The sequence below is a fragment of the Bradyrhizobium sp. S69 genome (assembly GCF_009766005.1).
GTDB lineage: Bacteria > Pseudomonadota > Alphaproteobacteria > Rhizobiales > Xanthobacteraceae > Bradyrhizobium.
The window spans coordinates 67,095-81,656 of the sequence record NZ_LMUK01000012.1; the positions used below are offsets into that span (position 1 = coordinate 67,095).

General features: G+C 62.4%; 17 protein-coding genes. 10 read left to right on the plus strand and 7 right to left on the minus strand.

The features are described from left to right. Nucleotides 1–177 precede the first annotated feature (177 nt). Both GSQ88_RS04520 and GSQ88_RS04525 read right to left on the minus strand, forming a co-directional pair. Entirely contained in the window at nt 178–720 is a 543-nt protein-coding gene (locus tag GSQ88_RS04520; RefSeq protein WP_210253745.1) for a hypothetical protein, read from the minus strand. Nucleotides 721–866: 146 nt separating this feature from the next. Beyond that, the gene (locus GSQ88_RS04525) at nt 867–1,595 is read right to left on the minus strand and encodes a maleate cis-trans isomerase family protein (protein WP_210253746.1); all 729 of its coding nucleotides are present in this window, start codon (nt 1,593–1,595) and stop codon (nt 867–869) included. A 120-nt stretch (nt 1,596–1,715) separates the two neighbouring features. Between GSQ88_RS04525 and GSQ88_RS04530 the strand changes: the two genes are divergently transcribed. The 5 genes from GSQ88_RS04530 to GSQ88_RS04550 all read left to right on the plus strand — a co-directional run bounded on the left by GSQ88_RS04530 (nt 1,716) and on the right by GSQ88_RS04550 (nt 8,413). Beyond that, the gene (locus tag GSQ88_RS04530) at nt 1,716–2,519 is read left to right on the plus strand and encodes an MBL fold metallo-hydrolase (RefSeq protein WP_159006195.1); all 804 of its coding nucleotides are present in this window, start codon (nt 1,716–1,718) and stop codon (nt 2,517–2,519) included. A 202-nt stretch (nt 2,520–2,721) separates the two neighbouring features. Beyond that, nucleotides 2,722–3,732 (plus strand): TRAP transporter substrate-binding protein, encoded by a 1,011-nt coding sequence (locus GSQ88_RS04535; protein WP_159006196.1) that lies wholly within the window; start codon nt 2,722–2,724, stop codon nt 3,730–3,732. Next, nucleotides 3,725–5,677 carry a TRAP transporter large permease gene (locus GSQ88_RS04540; RefSeq protein ID WP_174247913.1) on the plus strand — a complete coding sequence of 651 codons (1,953 nt, stop codon included), beginning with the start codon at nt 3,725–3,727 and terminating at the stop codon, nt 5,675–5,677. The genes GSQ88_RS04535 and GSQ88_RS04540 overlap by 8 nt, the downstream gene beginning before the upstream one ends. A gap of 331 nt (nt 5,678–6,008) precedes the next feature. Beyond that, nucleotides 6,009–7,580 (plus strand): putative bifunctional diguanylate cyclase/phosphodiesterase, encoded by a 1,572-nt coding sequence (locus GSQ88_RS04545; protein ID WP_159006197.1) that lies wholly within the window; start codon nt 6,009–6,011, stop codon nt 7,578–7,580. Next, on the plus strand, nt 7,580–8,413 hold the full coding sequence (locus tag GSQ88_RS04550; protein WP_159006198.1) for a hypothetical protein: 834 nt from the start codon (nt 7,580–7,582) through the stop codon (nt 8,411–8,413). The genes GSQ88_RS04545 and GSQ88_RS04550 overlap by 1 nt, the downstream gene beginning before the upstream one ends. 71 nt (nt 8,414–8,484) lie before the next feature. Here GSQ88_RS04550 and GSQ88_RS04555 read toward each other — a convergent pair whose 3' ends face one another. After that, nucleotides 8,485–8,679: a hypothetical protein gene (locus tag GSQ88_RS04555; protein ID WP_159006199.1), complete on the minus strand. Its 195-nt coding sequence runs from the start codon at nt 8,677–8,679 to the stop codon at nt 8,485–8,487. After that, nucleotides 8,676–9,482 carry a transglutaminase-like domain-containing protein gene (locus tag GSQ88_RS04560; protein WP_159006200.1) on the minus strand — a complete coding sequence of 269 codons (807 nt, stop codon included), beginning with the start codon at nt 9,480–9,482 and terminating at the stop codon, nt 8,676–8,678. Before GSQ88_RS04560 ends, GSQ88_RS04555 begins: the two co-directional genes overlap by 4 nt. 201 nt (nt 9,483–9,683) lie before the next feature. Between GSQ88_RS04560 and GSQ88_RS04565 the strand changes: the two genes are divergently transcribed. The 4 genes from GSQ88_RS04565 (at nt 9,684) to GSQ88_RS04575 (ending at nt 10,791) form a co-directional block, all read left to right on the plus strand. Further along, nucleotides 9,684–9,953, plus strand: coding sequence for a hypothetical protein (locus GSQ88_RS04565; protein WP_159006201.1), 270 nt, complete (start codon nt 9,684–9,686; stop codon nt 9,951–9,953). After that, a complete protein-coding gene (locus tag GSQ88_RS04570; protein WP_159006202.1) occupies nt 9,946–10,242 on the plus strand; it encodes a hypothetical protein in 297 nt (98 codons plus the stop codon). The genes GSQ88_RS04565 and GSQ88_RS04570 overlap by 8 nt, the downstream gene beginning before the upstream one ends. Nucleotides 10,243–10,318: 76 nt before the next feature. Beyond that, nucleotides 10,319–10,495, plus strand: a complete 177-nt coding sequence (locus tag GSQ88_RS34880) for a hypothetical protein (protein ID WP_174247914.1) — start codon at nt 10,319–10,321, stop codon at nt 10,493–10,495. Between the two features lie 17 nt (nt 10,496–10,512). Next, the gene (locus GSQ88_RS04575) at nt 10,513–10,791 is read left to right on the plus strand and encodes a DUF1488 family protein (protein ID WP_159006210.1); all 279 of its coding nucleotides are present in this window, start codon (nt 10,513–10,515) and stop codon (nt 10,789–10,791) included. Nucleotides 10,792–10,996: 205 nt separating this feature from the next. On the opposite strand, the gene GSQ88_RS04580 is transcribed toward GSQ88_RS04575, so the two are convergent. After that, nucleotides 10,997–11,833 carry an MlaD family protein gene (locus tag GSQ88_RS04580; RefSeq protein ID WP_159006203.1) on the minus strand — a complete coding sequence of 279 codons (837 nt, stop codon included), beginning with the start codon at nt 11,831–11,833 and terminating at the stop codon, nt 10,997–10,999. 171 nt (nt 11,834–12,004) lie between these two features. Between GSQ88_RS04580 and GSQ88_RS04585 the strand changes: the two genes are divergently transcribed. Then, nucleotides 12,005–12,838, plus strand: coding sequence for a phytanoyl-CoA dioxygenase family protein (locus GSQ88_RS04585; protein WP_159006204.1), 834 nt, complete (start codon nt 12,005–12,007; stop codon nt 12,836–12,838). 132 nt (nt 12,839–12,970) lie between these two features. Here GSQ88_RS04585 and GSQ88_RS04590 read toward each other — a convergent pair whose 3' ends face one another. Further along, a complete protein-coding gene (locus tag GSQ88_RS04590) occupies nt 12,971–13,690 on the minus strand; it encodes an ABC transporter ATP-binding protein (RefSeq protein ID WP_159006205.1) in 720 nt (239 codons plus the stop codon). Next, nucleotides 13,687–14,448 (minus strand): ABC transporter ATP-binding protein, encoded by a 762-nt coding sequence (locus GSQ88_RS04595; protein WP_246735058.1) that lies wholly within the window; start codon nt 14,446–14,448, stop codon nt 13,687–13,689. The genes GSQ88_RS04590 and GSQ88_RS04595 overlap by 4 nt, the downstream gene beginning before the upstream one ends. Nucleotides 14,449–14,562 lie beyond the last annotated feature (114 nt).

Consider the following 14,562-nt stretch of genomic DNA (forward strand, 5'->3'; position numbering starts at 1 on the left):
TTGTCGGCGCGCTTGACTTCACCTCTCCCCGTCGGGGAGAGGTCGATTTGCTCCCGGCGATGCGGAGCATCGTCCGGTGCAAATCGGGTGAGGGGGCTTATCCGCGAGTCAGAACCCGATGCAAGAGCCCCTCACCCCAACCCTCTCCCCGCGAGAGCGGGGCGAGGGAGAAGAGCCTCAGCGCCGCTCGCGCCGCGCCGTGGTTGCCGTAGCCGCAAGATAAGTCTGGCGGTTGAGACAATCCGGTCGCTTCGGCGCAGTTTGGCGCACCGCGTCTCGCGCGGCACAGCTCCATCGCATCGCGAGTTGCCACGTCTCCAGCGAGGTAAACCAATCCTTGACCGCCGAATATTTCCGATAGCCCCAGGCGAATGCCGGGATCGACATCAGCTTGTCGCGGCTGACGCTGAACAGCCTTTCGATCAGCACAATCTTGAGAATTTCCGCGCTGGCCAGCAGCACCAGTCCCAACAAAGCGTGGCCCGTCCCGACCAGATAGGCCGCTGCCGGCTTGGCCGGCTCAAGGATGACCAGCGGGACAACAAACAATAGAAGCGTGGGGTAGGGCCGCAGCGATAAGACCCAGCGATGAATCCGGGCAAAGGCCCAATGCGCGCCGATCCACCGGGAGAGCGGCACCGCCACGGTCGCAAACACAGCGTCCAACAGAAAATAGAGGATGGCGATCGTAAAGACGATCACGTTCCCGATACGTTTCACGCCAGCACCCTAAGATTTCTCCATCTATGAGAAGGCACAAACCGCCGCGAAGTTCACACGGCGGGTGCCAAATTTTCCATTTTGGCGTGGAACCAATGCGAGAACGGATCACAACTGTGATTTGTGTCACGTTTGTGGCGGGTTTGTCAGAAATCGCCGCTCAGCAATCGCCCGTAGCCGGAGAATGGATGGCGGATACCGGCGGTTCGCAGAGCGTGCCACATCATGGCGGACGCCGCTGATATCACCGGCTTGCCGGTATCGTCTTCCAGCACCTGCAACGCATCGAGCGTCGGCATGCCCACGCCGCTGAGGAAAATCGCCTCCGCGTCGGGACGATCGACCTGCCGGGCAATGGCATAGGCGCGCTCGCTGTTTTCCTCATAGATGTTCCTGACATTGTCGAGATGGCCGGAATTGACGACGGTCACGCCGCATTTTTCCAGATGCAGCCTGCCCAGCGCGGTCATGTCGGCGGAGTAGGGCGTTGCATAGGCGATGCGCCGAACCCCAAGCGCCTTGAAAGCCGCCAATACGCTGCCGAACGCGGTGACGAACCGGGCGTTGCCGAGTGCTTCCATCGCCGTGACGAGGGCTGCTTCGCGCGCCTCGCCGAGCGTATAACTGGTCGCGGTATGCGCCAGGACGATGACGCTGGGACCGACCATCGAGAGCAGCCGAACGCAAGCCGGGATGCTTTCGACCTGGCTGCGGTTGCGTTCCTCCTGGCCGGCATGCGTGCCGGCCGGACCCTCGGCGCTCATGCGCGTGAAGTGCAGCGATACCCCCGGCGGGGTCAATTCGGCCATTTCCGGTTCAACCGTGGGATTGCCCGGAGGCACCAGAAATCCGATTCTTGCGCGCCATCCCTTCATGATGCCGGTCCAATCATGCTTGCCGTCCTGCCCTGAACTATTCTCTTATGCCCATGATCCCGTTTCGCGGCCGCGCCGTCAAATCGCGATGCGCGAGACAACAAGCCGGAGCAACGTCCCATGCCGTTCTGGACCTGCGAACAATGCGGCGCCCAATTTCCTGATAGCAGCGCGCCGCCGCGATCGTGCCCGATTTGCGAGGATGAGCGGCAATTCGTCAACTGGAACGGCCAAGCCTGGCTGTCGCGCGAGGATCTGTCGAAGAGCCACCGGGTGCTGTGGCGCGACGATCTCGGCATCCCCGGTCTTGGCGTCGAGCCTCCATTCGCGATCAGGCAACGCGCGCTGTTGCTGCGGGAGCCCGATGGCTGCGTGATGTGGGATTGCATTCCGCTGGCGACCAACGAGGCCATCGCATACGTCCGGTCGCTCGGCGGCCTGAAGGCGATCGCAATCTCGCACCCGCATTTTTATGGCGCGGTCGCCGATTGGAGCGAGGCGTTCGGCGGCATTCCCGTGTATCTGCATGGCGACGATCGCGCCTGGATCACCCGGCCACATCCCTCCATCGTGCCGTGGTATGGCGAAAGCTGCCGGCTTTCCAACGACATTCTGATTTTGCGCGCCGGGGGGCATTTTGCCGGCGGCACCCTGTTGCACTGGCGCGCGGGCGCCGAAGGGCGCGGCGCGCTGTTGACCGGCGATATCGCGACGGTCTCGATGGACCGGCGTTCGGTCAGCTTCATGTACAGCTATCCGAACAATATCCCGCAGAACGCCCAGTCCGTTCGCCGGATCGCGGGCGTGGTCGAGCCCCTGGCGTTCGACCGGATCTACGGCGCCTGGTGGGATCGCAACATCGCCACCGATGCCAAGGCCGCGTTCAACGCCTCGGTCCGGCGCTATCTCTCGGCGATATCTTGAAGGCTAAATCTTTGAGGACCAAGCGCGCCCCAAGGGTGTGTCGAGGGTGTGCGCGCAACGGACGCGGCGCGTCGACCAAGATACAATAGGCATGGGGCAAAACTCATGGTACTGGGCGTGCCGGCGCACGGGTAAATCGTGCCAATAACGCGCAAGAACGCCAATAGCGCACAAGAACAATGGCCGTCAGGGAGAAAACATCATGATCGAACGCCGCAGGCTCCTGAAGATCGGCGCGTCCGGGATCGCGGCGTCGGTGGCGATGCCGTTTGTCGGCCGGACCGGATGGGCCGCGGCGCCGACCCACACGCTCAAGCTGACCTTTGCCGATACCCAGGCCCATCCGCTGTATGATGTGCTCAAGCGCTTTGCCGATGACGTCGGAAAGCGCACTTCGGGCGCTATCGAGATCCAGGTCTTCAGCATCGGGCAGCTCGGCAGCGGCACCAATATCCTGACCGGCCTGCAGACCGGCATCATCGATTTTTGCGCGCATACGTCGGGCTTCATCGATACCATCTTTCCGAAATTCCAGGTCGTCGATTTGCCGTTCCTGTTCTCGGATTCCGCCTCGGCCGAAAGACTGCTCGATGGACCGACCGGCGCCAAGCTGCTCGACATGCTGCCGACCAAGGGCATCTATGGTCTGGGCTATGGCCATTGGGGATGGCGCGTGGTGTCGACGATCGACCGCAAATGCCCCGAGCCGGAGGCGATGAAGGGATTGAAGATCCGGGTGCAGCCCGGCGCGATCTTTGCGTCGACCTTCAAGGCGTTGGGCGCAAGCCCGGTCGCGATCGATCTGACCGAAGTCTATCTGGCGCTGTCGCAGCGGGTGATCGACGCCGTCGAGACGCCGATGATCTCGCTGGCCGCGACCAAGCACGACGAGATCGTCAACACCATCAACATGACCAATCAGGTTTACAATGTCGGCGTGATGATGGCGAGCAAGTCCAAGTTCGACGCGCTGCCCAAGGACGCGCAACAGGCGATCCGCGACGCCAGCGTCAACCTCACCAAGGACTGGCGCACCACGGTCGCGGCCAAGAGCGACGAGATTGCCCAGCGCTACAAGACCAAAGGCATGAACTTCGTCGAGGTCAACCGCGAGCATTATCTCAAAGCCACCGAAAGCGTTTACCCGCAGTTCAAGGACATCATCGGCGCCGAGCTTTACGATGCGGTCCTGAAGGAAGCCGGGCATGCCTGATACGCTGGCGATGCTTTCCGACGGCGAGCTTGCTCAGGAACTAGACCATGTGCCCGGATCGACCGATCCGGGCGCAGCCGTATTGAGGCGCGGCCCAATCGCGGATCGGATCCGCGGCGTGCTGAACGGACTGGATGTCGGCTTTCGCGCGATCCTGGTGATCGCGCTGGTGATCCAGCTCGCGATTGTGCTGACCGGCATCGTTTCGCGCTTCTGGTTCGACGAATCGCTGCTATGGGCCGATGAAGCTGCAAAGCTGTTTCTGTCGCTGACCGCGTTTGTCGGCGGCGCGCTGGCGTTTCGCGCCCGCCATCACACCACCGTCGAATTCCTGACCGGGCGCTTTTCGCCGCGATGGCGGGCGTCAGTCGCGGTCGGGATCGACGCGCTGATCCTGGTCGCAGCGACCGTGGTGGGATATGTATCGCTCGACCTGTTGTCGATTTCGGCGACGTCGAACACGCCGATCCTCGACATCAACGCGGCATGGCTGGTGTTGCCGCTGACGGTCGGGATGGCGCTGGTGGCGTTGTTTGCGATCGAGCGGCTGGTTTATTTCCATGCGCTGAGCGTTGTCGTTCCGGCCTTGGTGATGGTCGCGCTGCTGGTCGGAATCGTCTATGCGATCAGCGTTGTGCCGTCGCTGCATTTCGATAATGGCACGGCCCTTGCGGTGATGCTGGTCGCGTTCCTGCTGGCGGTGCTGCTGGGGCTTCCGGTCAGCTATGCGATGCTGCTGGGCTCGCTGATGTTCCTGTTGATCTCAGGCGTGGCGCCGCTGATCGCCGCGGCGCAGAATACCTTCGATGGCACCGGCAATTTCGTGCTGCTGACCCTGCCGTTCTTTATCTGGGCCGGTCTCATTATGGAGAAAGGCGGCATCAGCCTGCGCCTGGTGCGCTTTGCGATGACGCTGGTCGGCCACATGCGCGGCGGCCTGTTGCAGGTCGCGGTGCTGACGATCTACATGGTGTCGGGCATTTCCGGCTCGAAGATCGCCGATGTGGTCGCGGTCGGATCGGTGCTGCGTCGCGAGCTGAAGAAACAGGGCTACCGACCCGAGCAGGGCGCCGCGGTGCTGGCGTCCTCGGCGGCGATGTCGGAGACCATCCCGCCGAGCCTTGCGATGCTGGTGCTGGGATCGGTGGCGCCGATTTCGATCGGCACTCTCTTCATCGCCGGCCTGCTGCCGGCGGCGGTCATCGCGTCGCTGCTGATGGTCCTGAACTATGTGCTGTCGCGGCGCGACAATATGGCATCAGTGCCGCGTGCCACCGCGGCGGAATTGCTGCGCGCCACCGGCGGCGCGGTGCTGCCGTTGGTGATGCCGGTGATCATGGTGATCGGCATCCGGTTCGGCGTAGCTACGCCCACCGAAGTGTCGAGCGTGGCCGTGCTCTATGGATTGATCCTGGCGTTCGCGATCTATCGCGCGGTCGGCCTCAAGACGCTCTACCAGATCGCGGTGGAATCCTGCCTGCTGGCGGGCATGGTGCTGTTCATCATCGCGGCGGCGTTCTCGTTCGCCTGGACGCTGACCGCGGCCAATCTGCCGGCCAACCTCGCGATGGTGCTGCATTCGATCGGCGACAACCGTATCGTCTTCACACTCGGATCCATCGTGCTGCTGATCGTGGTGGGATCGCTGCTGGAAGGGCTGCCGGCGCTGATCATCCTGGGGCCGCTGTTGATGCCGATGGCAAGCCAGTACGGCATCGACATCATCCACTACAGCATGATCATGATCCTGGCGATGGGCGTCGGGATCTTCATCCCGCCGATCGGCATCGGCTTCTATGTTTCCTGCACGGTGTCGGAGAGCCGCCTGGAGGCCACCAGCAAAGCGATGCTGCCCTATCTGGCGGTGCTGATCATCGGCGTGCTGGTGGTGGCCTTTGTGCCCTGGTTCACGCTCGCGGTGCCGCGGCTGGTGCAGGGGCATTAGCGCGTGCGCCAATAAAGCCGACCGAGACGTAGCGGAACTTGCGAGCCGGACTCGGCATGCCTGTTGACGTCCATAGCTGACGTGGACATTCGAGCAATGTCCGCTTAGCGCCGACGCGGACATTGCCGTGAAGTCGGCTTTCGACCCAAAAGCGGATATCAAATCAGTTCAGCTTCTTATGCTCGTTCAGTTTTGCCCGCGGCGCGTTACCCATGGCTAACCATCTTCTTGGAAGGTTCTTCCTGCACCCCGGGAATTGTGTTTCGGCAACCTTTCGCAACCTCCGTGCGGTACCATTTCCGATACTACTGGTTGCATGCGAGGCGAGCCCATGTCTGGACTGCGGCGGAACAAATCAGCGCATCTGGGCGCGGTGGCCGCGGAGTCATATCCTGGGGCCGAAAACGATGCGCCTCTGATTGCCCGGACAAGTTCCGAGGTCGAGCGCCTGCGCAGCGTTGTTGCGCAGTTGATGCATACCGCGGCGCACGATCCGCTGACCGGGCTTCTCACCCGCAAACTGCTGCTCGAACGGCTTGACGAGGAACTCGCACGCGACGCCGCCGACGGCTCGAAAATCGCGGTTCTGTTCGTCGATCTCGACAATTTCAAACTGGTGAACGACTCACTCGGCCACGGAAGCGGCGACGAGGTGCTGTCTGAAATGGCCCGGCGCCTCAGTGGCTGTATCGGATCGGACGACACCGCGAGCCGGTTCGGCGGCGACGAGATGGTTGTCCTGCATCCGCGGGCGACCGACGGCTCTGAAGTAGCTCTGGGCACGCGCATACTGACCGCGTTGGCCGAACCGGTCTTCGTCTCCGGCAAGGAGGTCGTGGTGTCGGCGAGCGTCGGGGTCGCGTTATGCACGCCCGGCATGAAATCCGCCGCGCAATTGCTGCGCGAGGCGGACACCGCACTCTATGCCGCCAAGGACCGCGGCCGTGCACGGCTGGAGCCGTTCAGCGACGAGCTGTACGAGCGAGCCGAGAAACGCATGCAAATCGAGTCGGATTTGCGGGCGGCGCTGCGCGAGCAGCAGCTCTTTGTGGAGTATCAGCCGCAGGTCCGCCTGAGGGACGGGCGCGTCGTCGGCGTGGAGGCGCTGGTCCGCTGGAAGCATCCAAAGTTCGGCATCGTCCCGCCCGCCGACTTCATTCCCGTCGCCGAAGACTGCGGGCTCATTATTGGCATCGGGCGGCTGGTGCTGCAGAAATCCTGCCGCCAGCTTGCCGACTGGACCAAACTGACGCCGGGCCGATCGCTCGCCATGACCGTCAACGTGTCGCCCCGCCAACTTTCGGACCCTGCCTTTTTCACCGAGCTTCGGCAGGTTCTCGCCGACACCGGCATCGATCCTACGGCGTTGTGCCTGGAGATCACCGAAAGCGCGATGATGAGCGCGCCTGCGGAGGTCATCCGGTTACTCGACCAGATCACGCAGCTCGGAATCTATATCGCGATCGATGATTTCGGCACCGAGCACTCCTCGTTGTCTCGGCTGCGCGACATGCCGGCCGAAGTCCTGAAGATCGACCGGAGCTTCGTTGACGGCTTGGGCAGCGAAACTGGCGATACGGCGATCGTTTCATCGATCCTCAGTCTGGCTTACGCCATGGGCAAACACACCATCGCCGAAGGCGTGGAAAAGCGTGAGCAGGCCGCGCTTCTGCTCCGCATGGGTTGCGAGGTCGCCCAGGGCTATTTCTTTTCGCGGCCCGTTGCAGCCGAACAGATCCCGCCGCTGCTGACCGGTGCGCTTTGGCAAGCCCGTTCGCCACGGACGCAACATAGCGCGCCTCTCACCGAGGCGCAGGTTCGACGTGGCCATCGCTATTTCATCGACGAGTTCCTCGATCACATCGGCGCCCCGATGGGGACCAAGGCCCCCGGCGCATCATGATGTCCCTGGTCATTGGCATCGGTAGTTTGATGATCGGGCTTGCTTACGCGGGCCTTGGCTCGCTATCGGCCTGGGAAACGATCAGCCTGCACCGATACCGCGGCTGGTCGCGCTTCGGCATCGGCTTCTCGCTGATGGCTGCAAGCTGCGGTCCGCATCATCTGGTACATGGCTGGCACGTACTCCAGGGCGAGCCTATTTCCTATCCGATGTTCGCCGCCACCCTGATCGGGTTGCCGGCCGGACTCATATTCGTCTTGCTGCGCTTCGAGACGGTGTTGGGCGGGCAGGGTGATCGGTGGGTCGCGGTCTCGGCGCACCGGGCGATGTTGCTGGTCGGGGCCTTCACGCTCGTCGCGGGTGTGTTGGCTGCCTGGACCTTCGCGCAGCCGGGCGCCGACTTCGCGTTCCAGTTTCTCTGCACGTCGGCCGGCCTTGCGGACCGTGGCACGGGAGGCGGGATCGATTACGGCTCGGTTACGTTCCTCGCCAACATGTTTGTTGTGATCGCCTACGGCATGGTTGGCTGCTATCTGGCCGACCGCCAGGTGCGCAGCTATCTCGTCAATGGCGGCTGGTCGCTATCAGGCGTAGCACTGACGGGGGTGTTCTTCACGTGCGCCCAGATGCATTTCATCGATGCCACGACGCAGGGCAGCGGTTCGCTGCTCTTCTTCGACCTGATAGGCATCCCCGCCTCTATTTATTTCCTATGGGTCGTCAAACAGGTGCACAACGACTCCGTGATGGACTGGAACCGTCGTCCGCTGGTCGGCGCCGCCGCGACGCCGGCACGCCCGTCACCATGGAGCGGCGAGAGAACGCAGCATTGACCGGCAGGTGCCTGATCTTCTTTCTGCGCGAAAGAACCACGCGGACAAGAACGCGCTCCGAACTGGAGTAATTATTTGCCCGCCGCGAGACGGCGAACGCCGGATGCGGTCAGGCCGAGTTCTCCGAGCCGTCGCACCGCATAGCCCACCGCGACAAGACGCTCCCAGTGCAATTGCGGAATTTCGCGCTGGGCGTCGCCGTTGCCGACCTCGCGCAGGGAATCAAATTCTTCCGGACTTAGATCGACGGGGCGATCATTCGTCATGGGGTCTCATCCGTCCAGACTTTGAAGCTGACCAATGTATTCGGTCCGAACGTCTGGGTGATCGGGACATCGGAAGCATCGCGTCCCTGTGCGATCAGGACACGGCCGATCCGCGGAACATTGTTTCGCGGGTCGAACATCTGCCAGCGTCCGCCGATATAGGCTTCGAACCAGCCGGCAAAATCTCCCACCGCCCAGGGTTTCGGCGTGCCGATATCGCTGAGATATCCGGTGCAGTAGCGGGCCGGAATATTCATGCAGCGGCAGAACGTAATGGCGAGGTGGGCATAGTCGCGGCAGACACCCTTGCCCTCATTGTAGACCTCCCACGCCGTCATGGTGGCGCGAGCGTGCTGATAACCGAACGCGATGTGGCGATGAACGAAATCGCAGATCGCTTGCACGCGCGGCCAGCCCGGCTGCGTGTTCTCGAACAGCTTCCACGCGATGTCGGACAGCCGATCGGTTTCGCAGTAGCGGCTGCCGAGCAGATAGACGAGGGTGTCCGCCGGCAAGGTTTCCACCGCATGCTGAACGGCTGACTTGACCACCGGATCGGGCAGGCCGCTGTCGCGAACCACGCCGTCGGCTGCCAGGCGCATGGGACCGCTCGGCGCCACGATCCGGCTGCACCAATTGCCGAATACATCGCGGTAAGGCTCGATCGGTACCGAAGGGCTGGTGGTCAAATGATCGGGGACGATGATGTCGGACGCGCGCGTAAAATGCGTCCCCAACACCATGATCATTGGCGTCGGTTGCGGGAACTCGTACAGCATTTCGAATCCGACACGAATCTTCATTCGAAATACGCTCCCGGTTATATCGGAAAATGGCTACGAAAGCCGTCCAACACAAGGCCAGCGGCCTTATTCGGCCAAATGTATCAGGTCAAATGCGCACATGGCGCCAGAAAGCGATGGCTAATTGCCTCGAAAGCGCGCACGGTGCGGGATGTTTCCACATTCTGATGTCCCGTCGCGCCGAAACGCCGGTCGGTCGATATGACCACGCGCTCGCGTCGGGAAACGGTTCACTTCAAGCATCCTTTCCGGATTAAGGGCATCGATCGCCAGCTGTTGCCCGGCGCCTATGAGGTCGTCACCGACGAGGAGATGATCGAAGGCCTGTCGTTTCCGAGCTTTCGCCGCGTCGCCACCATGATCATGGTGCCGTGCGCTGCACCGCGGCAATCCGCGACCGAGATGATCTCGATCGGCTCGATTGATCTGGCCGATGCGCAGCGCATCGATGCGAGTGCCTCGCATGAATGACACGCCGGTCGACCTCGACAAGCATCGCGGCATGGCGGCGCAAAAGGCCACCGGTATCCGCCGCCTGCTCGCCGAGGTCGAAGCCAACGCCAAGCTGCTGCGCGACCGTCAGGGCGTCGTCGAAATCGAGCTGCTTGCGGTGCCGGCGAGTTCGTGGCCGGAGGCGGCGGCCAAGGCGCGCTACGTCCTGAACCTGTATGCCGCGGAACTTGCCACCGCCGATACCCACCACCGCGATCTGGTTGCGGCAGTCCTGGCCGACTTTGCCCGGCTCTCCGGTGAAAGCTGACGACACTGCCGTTCGTCCCCGCTTACAAACCTCAACCTTCGTTCGAGCGCCCTCGAACACCAACTGAAAGCATCCCATGCAAAATCTTTCGCCGCGCCACGTCAAAACCGAAGAGTCGCTTCGCCTCGGCGTGGTATCCGGCTGGTATTCGACCAAGGTCAGTGGAACTTTTGTCTCCGGCCCGCATGATACCGAAGCCGACTGCCTTCGTAAGATCGCCGAGATCAATCCCCAGCCGGGCAAACGAAAATGAGCGAGGAGGCCGATCAGATGACGCTGCAAACCGGAAGTGTCAGAGGTTTCGAACAAGACCGCGGGGTGATGCTGTTTTCCATGATGGACGGCACCACCGAAGTCGCTTGCGCCGTCAGCAGTTCGGCGATGGATGATCTGGAACGCGGCCCGCGGGCCAAGCCGGACCAGCGCGAAGAACAGTTCCTGCGCCTGCGCAGCCAAATCGAACAACGCGCGTCGAAAAAATTCCAGGCCCGGGAATTCGAGGGCACCCCGCCCGGCATCATCCTGCGCAGCATGGATTTCCGAACCTAGAGCATCTGCTCCCCTCCCCCTTGCGGGGTCCGAGGCGAGCAAAGCTCGCTCTCGAGGTCGGGGGTGGGGGTCTCCTAGTACTGAGCTTGTGGCCACCCTCCACCCCAACCCTCCCCCGCAAGGGGGGAGGGAGAACGCTGCGACAAGTCAGCGATGCAAGAATTAACTCGATCTAACCTCATCTCATCATGCTCTGGCGCCGCGTCTACTGCCGCTTCTGGCCAGAGCTTGCGGCCGGCGCCGCGCCGCCGCTAGCGGGCGGATCGAATTTCCGGGTGACCTTGATCGCGGATTCACTGATGTCGAGCAGCGTGCGACGACCTTCGTCGAGGAAGACGACCGAGCGTTTCCTGAAACTATCGGCCGTTTCGTGGATCGATTTGAGCTTTTGATAGAGTTCGCCGTCCTTGCCCTTGGTGAGGTCGGGTATCGCGTTGTCGATCTTGGCCATCACGTCGTCGAAGTTGGCAAAGGCGGTGTCGGCCTTGCGCATGACGCTGTCGATCTCGTCACCCTTGCCGGCCAGCGTCGCGGTATAGGTCTCGAAACCGAGCAGCTTGTCCCTCATGAGGTCCCTGTTGTCGACGAGGACGTGGTCGACATTGTGCAGGGTGTCGCGGATCGATTGAGCCTCGCTCAAATCGGCGGTCAATGTCGGAATGCCGTCTTCGTCCAGCGGTACCGGCGCCGCCGCGGCCTCGCCACCGGTCAGCGCAATCGCCATGATACCGGTCAGGCCTTGCGCTTCCAGCCCCACCACAGTGTCCTTGCGGATCGGCGCGCTGTTTTCGATTGTTGCCAGGGCCACGATCTTGCGCGGCCCGTCGAGCTTGATCGAAAGCACTTCGCCGACCTGGACGCCATCGAAATTGACGCTGCCGCCCTTGACCAGACCGGCCGCCGACCCCTCGAACACGATGCGAAGCGGGCCGCGCTGGGCGACCGCATGAATTTTCCGCAAGCCGAGAAAGCCCCCGAACGCGATCGCGATCGCCGTCAAGGTGACGGCGCCGATCACGACATTGCTTGCTCGTGCCTTCATGATGCCATCGGGCCTTGAAGCGTTGCGCGGAGCGCGCCGCAAATCACTGGTCGCGGAGTGTATCGGCAAAGCCCATCGGACGAAAGGCCGGATGCCGGTGGGGCCGTGCGCTTCTTGACAGTGCGGAAGCGCGGGATCACCTTTGTTGAAAAATAAAATGCCGGAGGAACCATGCAGAAGTTGCTGAGCCAGGATCAGGTCGCGGTCTATCGTGACCGCGGCTACCACTTCCCGGTCGATGTGCTGAGCGCGGGCGAAGTGGCCGATTTTCGCCGCAAGCTCGAGGACTACGAAGCCGCCAGCGGCGGCCCGATCAAGGGCGAGATGCGCCATCGCAGCCACGTGCTGTTCACCTGGATCAACGAGATGGTGCGGCATCCCCGAATTCTCGATGCCGTCGAGGACCTGCTGGGGCCGAACATCCTGTGCTGGAATACCAGCTTCTTCATCAAGGAGGCGCACGACCCCGGCTTCGTCTCCTGGCACCAGGATGCGACCTATTGGGGCCTCAGTTCTTCCGATGTCGCGACCGCCTGGATCGCGTTCTCACCGGCCAACAGGATTTCCGGCTGCATGAAATTCATCGACGGGACGCACCGGCGGCAAGTCGAGCATGCCGATACGTTCGACCAGAATAATCTCCTCACCCGCGGCCAGGAGATCGCGGTCGAGGTCGACGAGGCCAAGGCGGTCCATGTCGAGTTGAAGCCGGGCCAGGCCTCGCTGCATCACGTGCTGCTGTTTCATGGATCGGAGCCCAACCGCTCGGACGACCGCCGCATCGGCCTCGCGGTGCGTTACATCCCGACCCATCTCAAGCAGGCGGTGGGGCAGCGGGATTGGGCAACGCTGGTGCGCGGCAAGGACGATTACGGCCATTTCGAACCTGAATATGTGCCGAAGCGCGACCTTGAGCCCGAAGCGCTGGCGTTTCACGCGATGGTGTCGGAAGAACAGGTGCGCGTACTCTATCGCGGCACCGGGAAAAGCGCTTATCGGGCGTGAGGCAAAAGTTTGTCATGCCCGGGCCTAGGCGAGCGGACGCGACGCCGTCCTTTGGACGGCTATGCCCGGGCATCCATCTAAGAAGAACCCTTTCGCTCGATGGATTGTCGGGTCAAGCCCGGCAACGACGATTTACACCGTCCATTCCTCGGCGCTGGCGCCGGCGAGCGAGCGCACCCGCGCTTCGTCGGCGGCGAGGGCTGCGGCGGTGCCGGAATAGACCACGATGCCGTCATCCAGCACATAGGCGTTGTCGGCGATTTCCAGGCTCATCCGCGCATTCTGCTCGACCAGCAGCACCGAGATGCCTTCGGCCTTCATCTGCTGCACGATACGAAACACCTCGCGCACGACCAGCGGCGCCAGGCCTTGCGATGGCTCATCGAGAATCAGCAGTTTCGGGTTGAGCAGCAAGGCGCGCGCGATCGACAGCATCTCCTGTTCGCCGCCGGAAAGCTGCCGGCCGCGATTGTCCTTTCGTTCCTCCAGGCGGGGAAACAACTGGTAGATCCGTGCGATGGTCCAGGGACCCGCGCGTTCCAGCGGCACCTTGAGATTTTCCTCGACGCTGAGATTGGCGAAGATGCGCCGGCCCTCGGGCACAAAGCCTACGCCGGCTGCGGCAATCCGGAAGGTCGGCCAGCGTGTCGTGTCGGCGCCGAAGATCGTGATCCTGCCTTCGCGCGCCGGCGTCAAACCCATCAGGCTGCGCAAGGTCGTGCTCTTGCCGGCGCCGTTGCGGCCCAGCAGGGCGGTGATCTTGCCTTCTTCGACGTCAAGGCTGACGCCATGCAGGATGTGGCTCTTGCCGTAATAAGTATGCAGGCCTTCGGCGGTGAGGGCTGCGGTCATGCGGCGTTGCCCAGATAAGCCGCCTGAACGGTCTCGTTGTCGGCGATTTCCTTGGGCGTGCCTTGCGCCAGCATCCGGCCCTGGTCCAGCACGCAGATGCGGTCGGCGAGATGAAACACCACGCGCATGTCGTGCTCGATCAGGACGATGGTGTAGTTGCTGTCGCGGTGCAGCCGGCGGATCAGTTGCGTGATCTGGTAGGTCTCCTGATCGCCCATGCCGGCGGTCGGCTCGTCGAGCAGCAACAAATGCGGCTGCAGCGCCAGTGCCATCGCGATTTCGGCGGCGCGTTGATCGCCATGGGCGAGTTCGCCGACCAGCCGATCGGTCTTGGTTTCCAGCGACACCAGCTTGAGCGTCTCCTCGACGCGCTGATGAACTTTCGCGGTTTCCGCGCGATTGATCCAGGGACGCAGCCGGTAGCCGCCGGCGACTTCGGCGGCGATGCGGACATTTTCGAACACGGTCAGTTCGGGAAAGATCTCGGTGATCTGGAATGTCCTGGCCATGCCACGGGCGACGCGCTGATGGGTCGCGAGCTTTGTGATGTCGCGGCCGTCGAACCGGATCGCGCCGGAGGTCGGCGGAAAGAATCCGCTGATCAAATTGAAGAAGGTGGTCTTGCCGGCGCCGTTCGGCCCGATGATCGCAACCATTTCTCCCTTGGCGACGTTGAGCGAGACGTCGCGCACCGCCACCAGATTACCAAATCGCTTGGTCACGTTCTGGATTTCGAGAACGTTGATGACTTCGCTCATGCCTTGCTCCGTTGCAGGAAGCCGAGCAGTCCGCGCGGGAAGAACAGCACCACCAGGACAAACAGCAGTCCGATGAACGACATCCAATTGACCGTGAGGCTCGACAGATAATCC

Excerpts from the sequence above, each read along its gene's own strand:
- GSQ88_RS04570 (WP_159006202.1), top strand. The coding sequence starts at position 9,946 with ATGAATGACACGCCGGTCGACCTCGACAAGCATCGCGGCATGGCGGCG.
- GSQ88_RS04585 (WP_159006204.1), top strand. The coding sequence starts at position 12,005 with ATGCAGAAGTTGCTGAGCCAGGATCAGGTCGCGGTCTATCGTGACCGC.
- GSQ88_RS04565 (WP_159006201.1), top strand. The coding sequence starts at position 9,684 with ATGACCACGCGCTCGCGTCGGGAAACGGTTCACTTCAAGCATCCTTTC.
- GSQ88_RS04540 (WP_174247913.1), top strand. The coding sequence starts at position 3,725 with ATGCCTGATACGCTGGCGATGCTTTCCGACGGCGAGCTTGCTCAGGAA.
- GSQ88_RS04555 (WP_159006199.1), bottom strand. The coding sequence starts at position 8,679 with ATGACGAATGATCGCCCCGTCGATCTAAGTCCGGAAGAATTTGATTCC.
- GSQ88_RS04575 (WP_159006210.1), top strand. The coding sequence starts at position 10,513 with ATGACGCTGCAAACCGGAAGTGTCAGAGGTTTCGAACAAGACCGCGGG.
- GSQ88_RS04560 (WP_159006200.1), bottom strand. The coding sequence starts at position 9,482 with ATGAAGATTCGTGTCGGATTCGAAATGCTGTACGAGTTCCCGCAACCG.
- GSQ88_RS04525 (WP_210253746.1), bottom strand. The coding sequence starts at position 1,595 with ATGAAGGGATGGCGCGCAAGAATCGGATTTCTGGTGCCTCCGGGCAAT.
- GSQ88_RS04545 (WP_159006197.1), top strand. The coding sequence starts at position 6,009 with ATGTCTGGACTGCGGCGGAACAAATCAGCGCATCTGGGCGCGGTGGCC.
- GSQ88_RS04595 (WP_246735058.1), bottom strand. The coding sequence starts at position 14,448 with ATGAGCGAAGTCATCAACGTTCTCGAAATCCAGAACGTGACCAAGCGA.
- GSQ88_RS04590 (WP_159006205.1), bottom strand. The coding sequence starts at position 13,690 with ATGACCGCAGCCCTCACCGCCGAAGGCCTGCATACTTATTACGGCAAG.
- GSQ88_RS04535 (WP_159006196.1), top strand. The coding sequence starts at position 2,722 with ATGATCGAACGCCGCAGGCTCCTGAAGATCGGCGCGTCCGGGATCGCG.
- GSQ88_RS34880 (WP_174247914.1), top strand. The coding sequence starts at position 10,319 with ATGCAAAATCTTTCGCCGCGCCACGTCAAAACCGAAGAGTCGCTTCGC.
- GSQ88_RS04580 (WP_159006203.1), bottom strand. The coding sequence starts at position 11,833 with ATGAAGGCACGAGCAAGCAATGTCGTGATCGGCGCCGTCACCTTGACG.
- GSQ88_RS04550 (WP_159006198.1), top strand. The coding sequence starts at position 7,580 with ATGTCCCTGGTCATTGGCATCGGTAGTTTGATGATCGGGCTTGCTTAC.
- GSQ88_RS04530 (WP_159006195.1), top strand. The coding sequence starts at position 1,716 with ATGCCGTTCTGGACCTGCGAACAATGCGGCGCCCAATTTCCTGATAGC.